The 15,388-nt window shown below is 28.8% G+C and carries 17 protein-coding genes; 4 read left to right on the forward strand and 13 right to left on the reverse strand.

All coding sequences use genetic code 11. The features are described from left to right. Positions 1 to 20: 20 nt before the first annotated feature. The 11 genes from nrfA to napA form a co-directional block, all read right to left on the reverse strand. On the reverse strand, positions 21 to 1,514 hold the full coding sequence (gene nrfA / locus CP960_RS00870) for an ammonia-forming cytochrome c nitrite reductase (protein WP_101183297.1): 1,494 nt from the start codon (positions 1,512 to 1,514) through the stop codon (positions 21 to 23). Positions 1,515 to 1,526: 12 nt separating this feature from the next. After that, positions 1,527 to 2,066: a cytochrome c nitrite reductase small subunit gene (nrfH, locus tag CP960_RS00875; RefSeq protein ID WP_101183298.1), complete on the reverse strand. Its 540-nt coding sequence runs from the start codon at positions 2,064 to 2,066 to the stop codon at positions 1,527 to 1,529. A 315-nt stretch (positions 2,067 to 2,381) separates the two neighbouring features. Next, positions 2,382 to 2,771 carry a hypothetical protein gene (locus CP960_RS00880; protein WP_101183299.1) on the reverse strand — a complete coding sequence of 130 codons (390 nt, stop codon included), beginning with the start codon at positions 2,769 to 2,771 and terminating at the stop codon, positions 2,382 to 2,384. Between the two features lie 42 nt (positions 2,772 to 2,813). Beyond that, positions 2,814 to 3,257: a PAS domain-containing protein gene (locus CP960_RS00885; RefSeq protein ID WP_101183300.1), complete on the reverse strand. Its 444-nt coding sequence runs from the start codon at positions 3,255 to 3,257 to the stop codon at positions 2,814 to 2,816. Position 3,258: 1 nt separating this feature from the next. Next, positions 3,259 to 3,645, reverse strand: a complete 387-nt coding sequence (locus CP960_RS00890; protein ID WP_101183301.1) for a chaperone NapD — start codon at positions 3,643 to 3,645, stop codon at positions 3,259 to 3,261. Between the two features lie 10 nt (positions 3,646 to 3,655). Then, positions 3,656 to 4,621, reverse strand: coding sequence for a WD40 repeat domain-containing protein (locus tag CP960_RS00895; RefSeq protein ID WP_101183302.1), 966 nt, complete (start codon positions 4,619 to 4,621; stop codon positions 3,656 to 3,658). A 1-nt stretch (position 4,622) separates the two neighbouring features. Continuing rightward, on the reverse strand, positions 4,623 to 5,099 hold the full coding sequence (locus CP960_RS00900; RefSeq protein WP_101183303.1) for a ferredoxin-type protein NapF: 477 nt from the start codon (positions 5,097 to 5,099) through the stop codon (positions 4,623 to 4,625). Positions 5,100 to 5,143: 44 nt separating this feature from the next. After that, positions 5,144 to 5,749, reverse strand: a complete 606-nt coding sequence (locus CP960_RS00905) for a nitrate reductase cytochrome c-type subunit (protein ID WP_101183304.1) — start codon at positions 5,747 to 5,749, stop codon at positions 5,144 to 5,146. Continuing rightward, on the reverse strand, positions 5,736 to 6,563 hold the full coding sequence (napH, locus tag CP960_RS00910) for a quinol dehydrogenase ferredoxin subunit NapH (RefSeq protein ID WP_101183305.1): 828 nt from the start codon (positions 6,561 to 6,563) through the stop codon (positions 5,736 to 5,738). Before napH ends, CP960_RS00905 begins: the two co-directional genes overlap by 14 nt. Next, positions 6,556 to 7,365: a ferredoxin-type protein NapG gene (gene napG, locus CP960_RS00915; protein ID WP_101183306.1), complete on the reverse strand. Its 810-nt coding sequence runs from the start codon at positions 7,363 to 7,365 to the stop codon at positions 6,556 to 6,558. The genes napH and napG overlap by 8 nt, the downstream gene beginning before the upstream one ends. A 115-nt stretch (positions 7,366 to 7,480) precedes the next feature. Further along, positions 7,481 to 10,285: a nitrate reductase catalytic subunit NapA gene (napA, locus tag CP960_RS00920; protein ID WP_101183307.1), complete on the reverse strand. Its 2,805-nt coding sequence runs from the start codon at positions 10,283 to 10,285 to the stop codon at positions 7,481 to 7,483. A 180-nt stretch (positions 10,286 to 10,465) separates the two neighbouring features. Between napA and CP960_RS00925 the strand changes: the two genes are divergently transcribed. Further along, entirely contained in the window at positions 10,466 to 11,032 is a 567-nt protein-coding gene (locus tag CP960_RS00925) for a precorrin-2 dehydrogenase/sirohydrochlorin ferrochelatase family protein (protein ID WP_162919054.1), read from the forward strand. Position 11,033: 1 nt separating this feature from the next. On the opposite strand, the gene CP960_RS00930 is transcribed toward CP960_RS00925, so the two are convergent. Further along, entirely contained in the window at positions 11,034 to 12,014 is a 981-nt protein-coding gene (locus CP960_RS00930) for a type IV pili methyl-accepting chemotaxis transducer N-terminal domain-containing protein (RefSeq protein ID WP_101183309.1), read from the reverse strand. After that, entirely contained in the window at positions 12,011 to 12,676 is a 666-nt protein-coding gene (locus tag CP960_RS00935; protein WP_101183311.1) for a Crp/Fnr family transcriptional regulator, read from the reverse strand. The genes CP960_RS00930 and CP960_RS00935 overlap by 4 nt, the downstream gene beginning before the upstream one ends. Positions 12,677 to 12,775: 99 nt before the next feature. Here CP960_RS00935 and CP960_RS00940 point away from each other — a divergent pair, with 99 nt between their 5' ends. From CP960_RS00940 to moaA, 3 genes are all read left to right on the forward strand, one after another. Continuing rightward, positions 12,776 to 13,690, forward strand: a complete 915-nt coding sequence (locus tag CP960_RS00940) for a glycosyl transferase (protein ID WP_101183313.1) — start codon at positions 12,776 to 12,778, stop codon at positions 13,688 to 13,690. 9 nt (positions 13,691 to 13,699) lie between these two features. After that, complete coding sequence (locus tag CP960_RS00945) at positions 13,700 to 14,326, forward strand: Crp/Fnr family transcriptional regulator (protein ID WP_101183315.1); 627 nt, start codon at positions 13,700 to 13,702, stop codon at positions 14,324 to 14,326. A 67-nt stretch (positions 14,327 to 14,393) separates the two neighbouring features. Continuing rightward, entirely contained in the window at positions 14,394 to 15,362 is a 969-nt protein-coding gene (gene moaA / locus CP960_RS00950) for a GTP 3',8-cyclase MoaA (RefSeq protein ID WP_101183317.1), read from the forward strand. The last annotated feature ends 26 nt before the right edge of the window (positions 15,363 to 15,388 follow it).

The following is a 15,388-nucleotide window of genomic DNA, read 5'->3' on the forward strand; positions in this document are numbered from 1 at the left end:
GGAAAATCCTCTTTTTATTTTTAGTTATAAGAAGTTTTATCTTCTATTCCTTTTGTAGATTCTGGATTATAAAGACCTTTTTTCTCAGCCTCTTTTTTCCATTGTGGTACTAAGTTTTTGTTGAATCTTTCTTTATCTTCAACAAGTTTTTTAAATGGAAGTCCAATAATTTTTTGAGCTTCTTCTTTAGTTTTATACTCAGGTGCCTTATAATCAACAGCTCCATGTTTAGCTAAAATTTTAGCTAATTTGATTCTAGCTTGTCCAGCTTTATCAATAGCAGTTGCTAATACTCTTAGTGTTTCTTCTGGTGCATGGAAGAAAGCAGGGTGTGAAGCAACAGCATAATCCCATCTCCATTGTGCGTGTCTAATATCTTTTAATACAGGTGCCATCTCTTCTTTAGTAGCTCCCACTTCCCAAGCTTTACCAGCTTCTAGGTGCGCAGCAGAGATTTGAACCATAGCTTTTTTATGAAGCTCATTTTTTCTTTCTCTTTTTTCATTGATATTAGCAAGTAACTCTTTTTCACTAACTCTGTGGCAATTCATACAAGTTTTACTCATATTCTCTAATGGATTACCAATATTGTGGTCAGTATATTTGATTCCACCCTCTTGTGTATATGGCATGTGACAATCTGCACAAGAAACATTATTTCTTCCATGTGCACCTGTTTTCCACATTTCATATCCTGGGTGCTGAGCTTTTAACATTGGAGTTTTTGAAATCTTATGTGTCCAATCAGAAAACTCAATTTCATCATAGTATTTTTCCATATCATCAACTGTAAAACCATTTTTCCATGGTAATGTAACAACAGCTGCTTTTTTACCACTAGCAGTTTTTCTTTTGTCAAAATAGTACTCTACGTGACATTGAGCACAAACTAATGTTCTCATATCTTGTTGAGTAGCATCTTCCATTTTTAGTGTACCTTCTGTTGCTAATGCTCTATCAAGATACTTTCTATTTACTTGTAACTCCATTGTTTTAGGGTTGTGACAGTCCATACATCCAATTGGATTTATAACTTCTGAACCATATTTTGCCCATTTGCCTGTGAAGTACTCTTCTTCACCTTGTTCATCCATTAATCTTGGAACATCTGGTGATTTACAAGTCCAACATGCAGTTGGCATTGGTCCAGTTTTTTCATCAACTGGTGCTCCTGTTCTTAATGTATTTCTATTGTCTTCAATTGCATAAAAGTGCCCTCTTGGAGCATTATAATCTTTTGAAAACCCATATCCTGCCCATAACACAACAAGCTCAGGATACTCTTTTAACATATCATGGATATCATCAGAGTTTTTAGTCTGTTTCCAAGAATCAAACTGTCTTGGATAGTACTTTCTAAACTCTTCATTTTTTGTTTCCCATCTTTTTTCCATTTGTGGAACACTGTTAATCTGTTTTTGTTCATCTTTTTTTTCATTAATTGACGCAACTAAAACAGACATTAGTCCAATTGCTATTAAAGAAATAGCAAGAAGAATTTTATATTTTTTCATGACAACTTACCTCTATTTCATTTTTTCTTTAACCCCAAGATTATATGGAGTTGATATTAAACTACGAACTTTACCGTGTGGCACATATTTGTGACACTCCCAGCACTTTCTACCAGTCTCAAGACTTCCGTCTTCACCGCTATGATATTTGTCAGCATTTAGCTTCAATGTCGCACTTTCACTTGCATGACATCGAATACAGTTAGCTTGTACACGGCTTGCACCATCATCACTTATTTGAATATTGTTCTCATAAGTGTTTAATGTGAATGCAACTGAGTGATTCCACCCATCTATTGCTTTTGATTTGTATTTTGCTACAACATCTCCAACAGGTAGGTGACAATCAACACATCCTGCCACATTTTTATGTGAACTTTTTTCCCAAGTTGCATAGGCTGAATTCATTGTATGACAATTAATACAGGCCTTTGGGTCACTTGATAAATATGACAACATGTTAGATGCATATACTGTGTAAACAAAAAGCGAAGCGGCAACAAGAATACTTAAAACTGTTCCATAAACAACAATTTTTTTGTTCTTTTCCATCCTAAATCCTTTAAGTTACTCTGAAATTATAAAATTAATTAAAGGTAACTCTCTTGACTTAAATCAAGAAATTACAATTGAAGTGAATATTCATTCATATTTAATAATTATTGTTTATGTAGTAATAGTAGTTCTAAAAATTAGTTTAAAAGAAGAAGTAGGCTATATATGGTGTTTTTGAAGCAAGAATCATAAATTAATCTTATACATAGTTTTATTGTTATATTGTAGTGTTAAATTTGTGTAAATTTATAAATTTCTTAAAAATAAAAATTAAATTTAGCTTTAAGTAAAAAACAATAGCTAAAAAATTTATTATTTTACATAAACTTTAAAATCATATGTTTTATTATCAATCTTAACTTTAATATATCCTTTAGTTACTGTATAGTGTTTATAGGTTAATACTTCTGCTATTTTTATCTTTCTTTTATTAAATATAGATTCAGATTTTTGGAAATATCCTTTAGAATTTCCAATGTACACTTCTGGCTTAGTATGAAAATATTGTCCAAAAACAACAATTTTAGTGTAACAAGTACCATTATAATCAGCTTTTGTTCTTCTAGTATGTTGTACATTTTCACCATTTCCATGTTCATCAAAGATTCCAATGGCATGGGCACTTTTAATATTTGTTGAAGCACTATAAAGGTTTAAAGATAAAAAAAGTAAAACTACTTTAAAAAAAATCAATTTTTTCATAAGTAATTTTACTCTTTTAATGTGAAAGATTTGTGTAGTTTTTTAAATATATGAGATTACTCTTCTTTTTTCATTATTCTGTATTTTCATATCATCATATAGTTTTTGATATTTCATTTTATCTTCAAAAGATATTGGTGTTCTAACTGATTTATATTCAACTATTTGATTACTTTTTTTTACAACACTAATTTGTGCATAAACCCAATAAAAACCTTTATCTTTTCGTAAGTTTTTTATAACTCCACTCCATGATTGATTTTTTTGTAAACTATCCCATAATTCTTTAAAAACTTTTTTAGGCATATCAGGGTGTCTTACACAATTATGAGGTTTTCCAATAAGCTCATCAATACTATAACCACTTATTTGTGCAAAAGTATCATTTGCGTAAGTGATATTTCCTTTTAAATCAGTTCTTGAAACAATTAACTCATTTTTAGGAACAATAGTCTCTATTAGAAATTCACTTTGATTGTATTGCATTTTATTTTCCTATTTTATCAAAATGTTTAGCAAAACCTTGTACATTTTTCTTTTTCAAGTCACCACTATAAACTATATCATCTGGGTTTATATTATCATCATTTAGCATACTTGGAACAACATCAGAGTTTTCTAATACTTGCATATGCTCATTTAACTCCTCTTCACTGTAAGCCATTTGCATATCTGCACTAATTATATGAGGAAGGCTTTCTATAACTCTTAATTTTTCAAGCTCTTCTTCTACATTTTTCCCTTCAATAGTAATAATTACTCTTCCTATTTCATCATGCATGTGATAATCACATGCTTCACACTCTTTTAGATTTTGTACTACTTCATCTAAGTGTTTAGGTAAAGTTTGTACAACAATACTTGAAATATTCATCTAAAATCCTTTAGTTTTTTAGTTTATAATAGTTAATGTTTTTATCATCACTAGAAACAAATACCTCTTTTTCATTTAAAAAAACAATATTTGTAATAATCATTTTATTTCCTACTAGTTTATAAAGTTCTGTTTTAGTTAATGTATTAAAAATTGTTACATTATTTAATTCATCACTTGCAAAAGCTCCTAAACTTGAGCTAGGACTTAAGGCACAACTATAAATTAGAAAAGCAACCTCTTTGTAATATGCATTTTTATTTATTGCATTGTAAACTACACTTCTTCTATCTTGACCTGCTGTTATTATTTTATTCTTTTTCCAATCAACTTGATAAACATTATCTAAGTTTTGATACTTATAATCTTTTACAAATTTTCCATTTGATGTTTTATATTCGTGTAGTACACCACTTTCATCTGCTATTATTATTTTTGATTTATCATCATTTAATGAAAAGTCTGAAAATCTTGATTGAGAAGCTTGTCTTTCATAGATAATTTTTTTGTTTTTTAAATCATATAAAAATAGTTGATTACTTAAAAGTGTATATAAAATCCTATTTTTAGAAAGAAATTTAGCTTTTGCTATAAAAAGTCTTTTTTCATCACTAATAATAGTATGAAGTTTTTCATTCTCATAAATAAAAATATTTCTTCCACCTTTATTTCCTTGGGAAAGAATTAGTATTTTATCTTTAAATACATCAACACTATATACTTTAGCATTAATTGTATCTCCCATGAAATCTTTTATTTTAGGAATAGATATCTGTTTTAATCTTTTTTTTGTGTTTATATCAAAAATATCGATGCTACTATTAGTAGTAGCTACATAAAGTTTTTGATTATTTATAACCATATCTGTAACCCCACCATTTGCTTTTAATGAGTCAATTGGTTTAAGAGTTTTTATACTTGCGTTTAAATAAAGTGTTGATAAAAGGATTATAAAAACAACTTTAATTATTCTCATTTTATGCTCCTATTTCAATTGCATCTGCAGGACAGTATTTTATACAAAATCCACATGAGGTGCAGTTACTATTTATTTCTGGTCTAAACATAGCTACAAAATCAATTGCATCATCTAAACATGGGTCTTTACATGAAAAACACATAGTTTGGTTCCACGCAAGACATTTTAAGATATTAATTGAAATTTTTACATCAATACTCTTTTTATTTTCTACTTTTAAAACATCAGTAGGACAAGCAATTGCACACTTATCACAATAAGTACAACCACCTTTTGAAAAATCAATAATAGGAGTTTTATCTTCACAAATTGAAATAATTTTTTCCTCACAAGCAATTGCACAAGCTCCATCACATTTTATACAACTTTCAAAAAAAAGCTCTTTATTATCATAATAAGGAGGCCTTACTATTTCTAATACTTCTTCATTTGTAAGTTTAGATTTTATCGAGCTAAAAAGTTCTCTTCTTTTCATAGGCTACCTTTTAAAATAGAAGAGGGTATCTTCTATTTTAATATCTATTTAACACCTTCATTCATAGTGTCAATTAAATTTGATGCATTTTTTGCATCTTTTGATTTAAAATCAGGTTGAAAAGTATTTTCAACTAATTGACCTTTTGATTGAGGCGCATGACATTGACTACAATTAAATCTTGCACCAGCTAATGTATTTAATTTTTTATAATCTGCTAATACTAAATCACTTGTGTTTGTTACTATTTTTCCATCTTTAACTATTTTACCATCTTCTAAAAGTTTTGTCACTGGTCTAAAATCAGTAAAGTGTGATTTTGGAATTGGTGTTGCATTCATTGTTTCTGCAACCCCTGGAGTGTGACAACTTGTACAAGAATTGTTATTTATTGTAATTGGTAACATACCTTCTACATCATGTGGAATCATTGGAGGAGCATTCTCAAATGATCTTTGGTAAGTAATACCTGTTCCTGCTGGAGTACTTGTATATTGTGTTTTATCTGCAACAGTTGAACTTTCAGAGTAAAGGTCAGTTTTTCTTAATCCTAAAGACTCTTCACTAACAGTTTTTTGGCTTGTAGCACATCCAGCAACAAATAACGTAGCTGCTGTTGCAATACCTAAAGCTATATTAGTTAACTTCATTTTGTTTCCTTTTTAAATTTTTTATTGAAAAGTTAAGAGCTTCATCATCGCATACTTCAATACATCTACCACAGTTTGTACACTCACCTGAAGTAACAGGTATAGAGTCTTTTGTTACCATAAATAGTACTTGTGACTCTGGACAAACCTCTTTACACTTCATGCACGCTGTACAATTTTCGTGATTGTGATGAACTCTTATTAAACTAAATTTTCCAATAAGTGAATAAAAACCACCAATTGGACATATATGACCGCACCAGCCATTTTTTAATACAAAAAGATCAAATAAAAATATAATTACCATAGCAGCCCAACCAAAGCCTAATCCAAAGATTAAACCTCTGTGTATCATAGATACAGGTGAAACAAACTCAAATGCTGCATATCCCATGAAAAAAGAGATAAATAGACTTAAAATTAGTACGTAATATCTTATATTTCTTGTTGCAGGTTGTCTTTTTTGAATTTTATTAAATCCAAATTTTCTTCTAATATAATTACTTAAATCAGTAATCATATTAACAGGACAAACCCAAGAACAAAAGGCTCTTCCACCAATAAACATATAAAATATAAATATGATAATAGCTCCTATTAAAACATCACTTGCTATTACTGCACCAGCTACAAACATTTGTAAGACTGCATAAGGGTCACTTAAAGGAACCGTATCTAAAAGTTTTGAAGAACTAAGATTTCCCATAAGAAATTTAAAACCCCAAATATTAGCAGCAATATATAAAAACATAATTGTTACTTGTGTTACTCTTCTTGCAATTAAGAATTTACTTTTTTTGATTAAGTTAATCATCTAAAAGTCCTCCTAAATCGTTTAAAGAGTCAACAGCTTTTCTTTCACTAATTTTTGTTTTAGTTGTTTTGCTAGTTGCTTTTTCTAATCTCTTTTCGTCATTTTTATCCCAGCCTTTGATATAATAATCTCCAGCTTTTCCTTTAGCAACTTCATTTGGTAATACAAAAATAGCTGCTTTTTGAGTTACACATGCTTTTTCACATAAACCACAACCTGTACATACATCTGCATGAACAACTGGTTTTAAAAAGGCATGTTTTCCTGTTCTTTCATTTTTTGTATATTCAATAGTAATTGCTTCACCTAAAAGTGGGCATGCTCTATAACACGCATCACATTGAATACCCCAAAATGCAATACAACTATTCTCATCTATTACAGCAACACCCATAGAAGCTTTATTAATATCAAGCTTTTTATTAGTTGTTACTTTTGTCTCATCAAGTGCATCTGTTGGACATACAGGTACACATGGTATATCAGGACACATATAACATGGAATCTCTCTAGGAATAAAATATGGTGTTCCTAAAGGCATGTTATCTCCTGGCTTTGCTAATTTTAATGTATCATAAGGACATGCTTCAACGCACATCCCACACTTAATACATGTCTTAAGAAAATCATTTTCATCTAGTGCTGCTGGTGGTCTTAATAGAAGTGTTGATGCTGTTACTTCATCAACATATGCACTCCATATTAAACCTCCAAGTGCTGTAAGCCCTAAAGCTCTTGCACCATTTAAAAAAAACTCTCTTCTATTCATTTTTTGATCTTTTTTTGGAATGTTATTGCTCAAGACAATACTCCCTTTTTTGAATTGATAATTTTAATTGATAATGAATTTCCATGATACAAGTAAAGATTGCTCATTAGATTTGCATTTGATGTCATTATCAATTCAATTTTATTTATTAAGCTTTATAAACTTTTACTGCACACTTTTTAAAGTCTGTTTGTTTAGACATTGGACAAGTGTAATCAGCACAAACTTTGTTAATAAATACTTTTTCATCAAACCATGGTACGAATACTAGTCCTCTTGAAGGTCTGTTTCTTCCTCTAGTTTCAACTCTTGCTTTTACTTTTCCTCTTCTACTTTCTACCCAACATAATTCACCTTGTTTTACACCATATTTTTTAGCGTCTTCTGGGTGAATATAACAAAGTGCTTCAGGAACTGCTCTATAAAGTTCAGGAACTCTCATTGTCATAGTTCCAGAGTGCCAATGTTCAAGTACTCTACCTGTACTTAACCATACTGGATATTGTTCATCTGGCATTTCAGGTGAATCCATATAAGGTCTTGCGAAGATTTTTGCTTTATTTAATAAAGGTTTTTTATTTTTGTCTTTAATTCCTTGTAAATCACCTTGTGGTAAAGCTTTTGCAAGTTTTCCATAAAATGCAAAATCTGTTCCAGCTTTTCCATATTTTTTAGCATAAGGGTCATATTTAGTATTAAATCTCCATTGTGTCTCTTTTCCATCTACAACTGGCCATTTTAATCCTCTAACTCTGTGATAAGTATCAAAGTCTGCTAAGTCGTGTGCATGTCCTCTACCAAAGTCTGCATACTCTTCGAATAGATATTTTTGAATAAAGAAACCATAACCTTTAAATACTTCTCCATCACTTCCTTTTACATTTCTACTATCACCTAATGCCTCAGAGTTATCAAAACCTGCTTGTATAGGATCATTTGCATCTAATTTATAAGATTTTGCCTTTTCATTTGCAAATAAAATCTCATACATAGATGTATTTTCATCATATCCCATAGCTTTTGCTTTAGAGATTACATCTGGTAATTTTTTACCATTTCTTAAAGTATATTCACCCCATACATCTTTAATAGTAAATCTTTTTGATAATTCAACCCATTGCCAAGTATCACTCATAGAGTCACCAACAGGTAGTACTTGTTGTCTCCAATGTTGTGTTCTTCTTTCTGCATTACCATATGCTCCCCATTTTTCATAAATCATAGCAGTTGGTAAAATTAAATCTGATACTTTTGCAGAAATACCAGGATATCCATCTGAACAAACAATAAAATTATCCATTTGTCTTGCAGCCTTAATCCAATGACTAGCACTTGCAGTATCTTGATATGGATTACATACATTTACCCATGCAAATTTTATAATACCATCTTCAATATCTCTATGGATTTTCATAATATGCTGATTTCCTACTGGATTTAGTGTTCCATTTGGAATATTCCAAGCTTTTTCACAAATATCTCTATGTTTTTTTACTTTAACCATCATATCAGCAGGTAATCTATGACAAAAAGTTCCAACTTCTCTTGCTGTACCACAAGCACTTGGTTGACCAGTAAGTGAGAAAGCTCCTGAACCTGGTTTTGCTTGTTTATTTAATAAAAAGTGAACATTATAAGCTAATGTATTTACCCACGTACCTCTTGTATGTTGGTTCATTCCCATAGTCCAGAATGATACTACTTTTCTATTTTTTTGAATATATAAATTTGCTAATTCTTTAATTTTTTTCTTAAAAGTTTCATCTGATTCATCAGGATTTCCTTTTGAAACTTTAGTAACATAATCAGCATCATATGGCTCTAAGAATTTTTTATACTCTTCAAAAGAGATTTCCCAGTGTTTTAATCCAGCTGGTTTATTTATCATCTTATCACCTGCTTTATATCCATATGGAGCTAAGGCAGGAGCTTCGTCTTCTGAAACGATTTTTGACATCTCTTTAGAGATTGTTTCCATTTCTTTATCAGTATATTTACCTTCTTTGATAGACTTTTCATCAGATCTTCTCATTCCATAACCCATATTTACTGGACTTGCAGCAAATACAATATGTTCTTTTACAAAATCCCAGTCAATTGATTCAGGATGGTTATAAACAATCTCTCTTGCAATATAGTTCCATAAAGCTAAATCAGAATTTGGTTTAAAGATGATTTCGATGTCTGCTAAATCAGAAGTTCTGTGTCTATAAGTTGATAAGTTAATTACTTTTACATTATTAGGGTCAGATAGTTTTCTATCAGTTACTCTTGACCATAAAATTGGGTGCATCTCTGCCATATTAGAACCCCAAGATACAATAGTATCAGTAAGTTCAATATCATCATAACATCCAGATGGTTCATCAATACCAAATGTTTGATAAAAACCTACAACAGCAGAAGCCATACAGTGTCTTGCATTTGGGTCTATTGCATTACTTCTAAAACCAGCTTTCATCATTTTTTGAGCTGCATAACCTTCCATAACAGTATATTGTCCAGAAGCAAATACACCAACTCCTTCAGGCCCAGAAGCTTTAAGTGCTTTTTTAATATGAAATTCCATTTCATCAAAAGCTCTTTTCCAAGAAACAGGAGCAAACTTACCATTTTTGTCAAATTCACCTTTTGCATTAACCCTTAATAAAGGTTGCTTTAATCTATCAGCACCATACATGATTTTAGCATTGAAATAACCTTTAATACAGTTAAGACCTCTATTAACTGGTGCTGCTGGGTCACCTTTTACGGCAACAATTTTACCATTTTTTGTAGCAAGCATAATTCCACAACCAGTACCACAGAAACGACAAGCTGCTTTATCCCATCTCCAGTCACCCTCTAGCTTATTTGCTGCTGCTTGAACTTCTGTTGGCATATTCATACCAACTGCAGCTGCTGCAGAAGCCGCGGCTGAACTTTTAAGAAAATCTCTTCTTGAAAGCGACATCTTATCTCCTTTAAAATTTTTTGTTTCATAAGAATTGTATCACTTATTTTAAATATAATAATTGACCTTAGTCAAATTATCTAAGTTTAAATTAAGATAATTCTTGTCGGATTTAATCCTTTAAATCTACTTTTTAAACTAAACAAAGTAAAATTAAAAGAAAAACTTAAGGCAAATAAAGTGAGTTACTTACCAATTTTTCTAAATTTAAAAGATAAAAAAATAGTAGTAATAGGAGGAGGGGAAGTTGCTCATAGAAAAATCCTTTCTTTAGTAAAGTTTTCTAAAGAGATTTTGATTGTTGCACCACAAATCAAACCTGAGCTTAAAAACACTATTAATAAATATAACTTAACATATTTGCAAGATGGTTACAATAAAAAATATATATTAAAAACTGATATTTTAATTGTTGCAGTTGATGATTTACAATTACAAGAAACAATTTATAAAGAAACAAAAGATAAAAATATTATGTGTAATTTCTCAGATTTTGAAGAGTATTGTGATTTTATTTTACCTTCATATATAAAAAGAGATGATTTAGTGGTATGTGTTTCTACAATGGGTAGTGCTCCAGCTTTTGCAAAAGAGTTTAAATCATATATTCAAAAACTAATTCCAAATGATATTGATTATTTTTTAAAACAGATGAAAGAATTAAGAAGTAGTTTGCCAAAAGGAAAAAAAAGAATGGACCTTTTAAGAAAAAAGGCCCAAAATTATATCTCAAACTTAAAAAACTAAACTACTTAGATTTACAATTTAGTGCAAGAGAGTTTAACTCTTTTTTTAACTCTTCAAGTTTATGTGTGAAATTAAGTAAATTTTCTTGAGACTCAATTACCATATCTTCACTTTTATTTAATTGGCTAGATAAATCCCTTGAATCTTTTAACTCTTCTAATATTTCATCAAATTCATCTGTTAAATCTTCTAATTTTTTTGAAGCATTATTTGAGTAATCCATAGCAGAGTTTATTTTATTTATAAAGCAGTTTAAAGTATCAGTTGCTTCTACAATCTCTTTTTCTGCTTCAAACTCTATTAAATCTATTGGTTCATTTAAAGTTCCTTCTTTTATCTGTTTTGATAAATCAAGAAATTTTTTTACATTCTCTTCCATAGCTTTTAACTGAATAAAACTATATATAATAAGAAGGATTATTATAAAAGCAAAAAGATATTGAAAATATTTAATATAGTTTGTTTTTCTTTCTGCATAAGTAGTATATAAACTAACAATCTTATCAACTTCATTTAGAAGATTATTATTAGTTGCATATACTGTATCAACTAAGATTTTTAGTGTTTTTTCATTTTTTGGTGTTCTGTTTTGAAGTAGTTTTTTTATATCTTGTACATTTTTATAAAAGTTTGTCCATAAAATCTCTACTTTTGAGATTTGATTTGAAATATCAGCTGTTGGAGCAGGGTCTATTCCAATTAAATGATTTCCATCTTTTAATGAGTTTAGATTATAAATAAACTCTTGTGTAGCATTATCTAGTTCTGAAAAGCTATGTTGATTATTGTGATAAAGATAGAATACATTTTTTGATATTCTTTGCGTAAGCATTCTTTGTTTACCTGCAATATTTATAATTAAAGCATCTTTTTCATTTTTTGCGTTTAGGTATATTGTTGTTCCTATAACACTTGACATTAAAATGATAAATAGCAAACCTATTGTTTTTATTTTATTACTTATAGTTTTTGTTTTTCTCATACCCCAACTCCTTTGAACATAGATACGAGCTCCTCTTTATTTAATATTGTCACTTTGCTACTTTGAATAGATATAGTACCACTTCTACTTAATCTTTTTAAAACTCTTGATAGTGTTTCTGGTTGAATATGTAGCATAAAAGAGACTTCTTGTCTTTTTAATTTGTTAAACATATCTAAATCTTGAGCTAACATGAAAGCAACTTTTGCAGTTGCATCAAATACTAATTCTCTGTTTATAATACATTGAAACTGTTGACTCTTATTTAATAATACTTCTATTAGCTTTGATGTGAGTATATTTTTGTCTAAAAAATGCTCTTTAAATTTTTCAAAATCAATAGATAAAACAGTAGAATCTTCTGTAAATTCTGCATTTGAAAAACAGTGTATTTCACTACTATTTAAAGATGAAAGTTCAGAAATCATACTATTTTTATAAATGTGATATAAAAAAATTTCATTTCCAAATTTATCTACTTTATATATTTTAATTAAACCCTTAACTAAAAAAAGTAGTTTGTTATTTATATCACTTTCATAATATAAAATAGACTTTTCTGGATAGGTCGATACATTTGAAAATTCTGAAAGAGTTTGTATTTGTTCTTCGGTTAACTCTTCAAAAAAATCAATGTTTTTTATGGTATCTTTTAGCAGCAATAATTTCCCTCAGTAGTTTTTTTATTTAAGTAATTCTATATTATCCTGTTGTAAAATTTGATTAAATGAAAAAATAAATCTATTTATAAGGTAAAAAAATTGAGTTTCAAAAATTATATAAAAGCCGTAGGTACAGGCTTTAAAGGGAATAGAGATTTAGAAGAAAATGAAGTTATTGATGCTATAACAAAAATTTTAAATAAAGAAGTAACTCCTGCTCAAGTTGGTGCTTTTTTAATAGGATTTAGAGTAAAATTAGAATCAGATGAAGAGTTAAAAGCTTGCGTTAAAGCATTAAAAAGTTTTATAACTTTTCATGAAGTAAAAGATTCACTTGAACTTGGCTACTCTTTTGATGGAAGGATTAGGAATCCTTTTTTATTTCCTCTTTTTAAAGATATATTAAGTAACTTTCATAAAAAAAACTCAGATATTAAACCTTTGAATTTAGTTATTTCTACAGATAAACTTCAACCCGCAAAAGTAGGTATGTGTGTTAAGGATTTAGTACAATGTTTTGATTTAGGTAAAAATATACATATTTTTGATAGAAGTGAATATTTAAAACCACTAAGTCAGTTAACAACTTTAAGACATGAGTTAGGTCTAAGAACAGTATTTAATACTGTTGAAAAACTTCTAGGTGTTGGAAAAAGTGAATATGCAGTAACAACAGCTTTTCATAAACCTTATGTCAAAAAGTACATAGAAGTTTTTGAAGATTATTATAAACAAATTACTATTGTTAAAGCACCAGAAGGAAGTCCTGAAGTTTTTACAGATGGTAAATATTGGCAAAAAGATGAAAAAATAGTTGAAAAAAGTTTTAAATTAAAAGATTATGGTATAAATTATGATAGAAAATATGAACATATAACTTTAGAAGAGACTAAAAAAATAATTAGTAATCCAGATGAAGATATTATAAAGCTAAGTAAGTTTAATATTGCACTATATTTACTATTTTCTAAAAGAGTAAACTCTTTAGATGAAGCTTGGCAACGATTGAATTAAGGATAATATATGAATTTAAAAGAGCTTTATTTATTTAAAGATTTAGACGATAGTACTATAAAGCAAATAGAACACATTAGTGTTAAAAGTAAGTTTTCAAAGGATAATATTATCTTTTATGAAGGTGAAGATTCTAAATATTTACATCTTCTAATAAAAGGAATAGTAAAACTTTATAAAAGTACAAGTAGTAATAAGGAGATTGTAATGAAATACTTCTATGACAATGAACTTATTGCTGAGTTAAGTAATTTTGAAAATATTCCTTATCCTGCAAGTGCAGTTGCTTATAGTGATTGTGAAGTATTAAGAGTTGATTTTGAGAAGTTTAGAAAAATAATATATTCAAATGAAGATTTAATTTTAAAAATTCAATCTTCATTGATAAAAAAGATAAAAAATTTAGAAAGAATTATATCTTCTCAATTGGTTTTAGATACTCATCAAAGAGTTGCAAAGTATATAGTTGAGCATCAAGAAGATTTTTTTAAAACAAAAAATATTTTGATTGCTCAAATGCTTAATATTACGCCTGAAACTTTATCAAGAGTTCTTCGAAATTATAAAGATAAAGGTTATATTGATATGAAAAATAAAACTATAAATCAAGAAGAGTTGATTAGTATATATAGTTAAATTTTTTCTAGAATTAAGGTTTTTTATATTAAGCTTTTAAAATTTTTTAAAAAAAAGTGAGAAAGTTATGTTAATAGATGGACATAATAGAGTTGTTGATTATTTAAGAGTATCTGTTACTGAAAGATGTAATTTTAGATGCCAATACTGTATGCCAGAAAAACCTTTTTCTTGGGTTCCAAAAGAGAATCTACTTTCATATGAAGATTTATTTAAATTTATAAAAGTTTCAATTGATGAAGGTATAAAAAAAGTTAGAATTACAGGTGGAGAACCTCTTTTAAGAGAGGGATTAGACAACTTTATAAAAATGATTTATGATTATAAAAGTGATATTGATTTAGCTCTTACTACTAATGGCTATTTATTGCCTAGAGTTGCCCAAAAACTCAAGGATGCTGGATTAAAAAGAATAAATGTTTCTCTTGATACATTAAAGCCAGATGTTGCAGCAAAAATAGCACAAAAAGATGTTTTAGGTAAAGTATTAGAAGGTATTTCTAAAGCAGATGAAGTAGGGCTAAAAATAAAAGTTAATTGTGTTCCTATGAAAGGAATAAACGACAATGAAATTATTGATATTTTAGAGTTTTGTAAACAAAAAGGTTATGTTGTTAGATTTATTGAGTTTATGGAAAACCATCATGCAAAAGATGGTGCAAAAGGTTTAAGCTCAGAAGAGATACAAAACATAATTTCTAAAAAATATAATTTTAAAATGGTACCAAGAGATACAAGTTCACCAGCACAATATTTTGAACTTGAAGATGGATATAAGTTTGGAGTTATTGAACCTCATAAAGATGATTTTTGTGCTGCATGCAATAGAATTAGATTAACAGCTGAGGGATACTTAATTCCTTGTTTATACTTTGAAGATGCTATGAGTATAAAAGATGCAGTTCAAAATAATGAAATTGATAAAGCAGTAGAAATTTTAAAAGAGGTTTTACGAACAAAGCCAGAAAAAAATAAATGGTCAGAAGAAGATAGTTCTGAAACTTCTACTAGAGCATTTTATGAAACAGGTGGGTAAAAATATAAAATAGTAAAAGTTTAAAC

Source organism: Malaciobacter halophilus, assembly GCF_002837275.1.
Taxonomy (GTDB): domain Bacteria; phylum Campylobacterota; class Campylobacteria; order Campylobacterales; family Arcobacteraceae; genus Malaciobacter; species Malaciobacter halophilus.